The sequence below is a fragment of the Armatimonas sp. genome, assembly GCF_043760365.1.
In the GTDB taxonomy this organism is placed as follows: domain Bacteria; phylum Armatimonadota; class Armatimonadia; order Armatimonadales; family Armatimonadaceae; genus Armatimonas.
The window spans coordinates 1-1,540 of sequence record NZ_JAYUPA010000582.1; the positions used below are offsets into that span (position 1 = coordinate 1).

The following is a 1,540-nucleotide window of genomic DNA, read 5'->3' on the forward strand; positions in this document are numbered from 1 at the left end:
TTTGATAGCCACGGCCTCCGCGACATAGTTAGGCAGCTCGGAGACGGCCATCTGCACCCAGGGCTGGGCGTGGTCGCCCTCAAGCCAGTAGGCGGGGCCGTGATCGGACATGCCAAAGTGAGTCAGGCCGAGCGCTATGGCCTGCTGGACATAGTCCTCCAGCTTTCCGACCGCGTGGCCGCAGCGCTCGTTGTGGCTGTGGTAGTCAAAGGTAATCACGCCAAGAGTGTACCCGCGCTTTTTGCCTCCCGGCTCGCTTAGGCTCGCCACCCTCCGGCTTCGCGAAGGGTTTAGGAGCGCGACACGGTAAAGGGCAAGCGTGCCGAGAGCTTCTGCTCGCTTTTTCCTGCAACCGTGATGCCCAGCGAAAAACGTGCATCGTAGGCGTAGAACTGCAGTGGGGGGACGATCAGATCGGTGGAAACCGTCGGTCCGGGGCGAGGAAGCGCGTCTAGGGTGGCACGCGCCTCACGAGGAATCGGGATCGTTCCCAGCACGATGGTTTCCCCTGAGGCAAGCTGTCGGCCCTCGCCTCGATACGGCCCGCCGACGGTATGGACATAGGGAATTGGTTTTGGCACGCGTTCGTTGGTGAAAATCTCTGGGCCATAGAAGGCGAAATTAGCGGGAGTGATCCAGCTCACTTTCGTGGGCTTGCCGAGGTTGCGTAGAACCACCTCAAAGCGGGCCTCGCTGAGCTTGGAGAATGTCGTCACGCCTTTGGGTAGACGCAGCGAAAGCTCGACATCGCTTTTTGATGGCGCGTTACCGACCACGGTGAAGGTGACCTCGCCGCTGTGAGGACAGGGATCGCCTTCGCGACTGACTCCGCCGGAGCCGCTGAAGAAGTAGGTGCCCGGAGCCAGCGTAATGTGTCCAGGCTCCCGATTGCTCTTGGGCGAGGGAGTTCCCTCGGGAACCAGCGTGACTTTCAGAGTTCCCAGCGAGCGCACCTCGCCGGGTGCATAGTCAGCAGAGCCAGGAATAAGCTCGAAACGGGCTCCTGTGTTCACCAGAAGCCCACGACCGCTCGCATCGCGGATGATAGGCCAGAGGTCAAGTTGCCGAGGATGCACCCAGTGGGCTTTCTTATCCCCGGCATTGCGCCAGAGAAGCTCAGCCTCCAGCGTGTCGCCGACTTCGTAGGACTTGCGAGTGCTGATCATCCGAATGCCGCACTGAAGCCCCTTGTCCACCTTGCCCCAGACGGCGGAAGCGGCGTTTCGCGGGGCTGCGGCGTTGAGGGTGCCGATTTCGAGGTAGATGTAGGCTTCCAGCGTCTGCCCGCCCTCGATGCGCCCCGTGCCGCCTATACCAGTTGCCCGGTTCGCTCCCTCTGTGCGAACTCTGCCGTCTGGGGAGACTTTGGAGAGCGTGTAGATTCCCATCAGGCTGGAGAGCGGGCCATGATCCGGCGAGCGGTAGAGCGTGATGGGCTGGACGATCTTCTGGTGCCCTGGCGTGATCACGGCGATACTCGGGTTGCCGCCACTGTCACCCTCGCCCACATAGATTTCCAGGTTCTCTCGGCCGTTCTGCG

General features: G+C 61.8%; 2 protein-coding genes. Both read right to left on the minus strand.

Going from position 1 to position 1,540, the window contains the following annotated elements:
- On the minus strand, window positions 1-219 hold a 219-nt coding region (locus ACH2EH_RS13250), incomplete at its 3' end, for a PHP domain-containing protein (protein WP_395142402.1).
- A gap of 71 nt (window positions 220-290) precedes the next feature.
- Window positions 291-1,540 (minus strand): hypothetical protein (locus ACH2EH_RS13255; protein ID WP_395142404.1); only part of this gene is annotated, 1,250 nt, incomplete at its 5' end.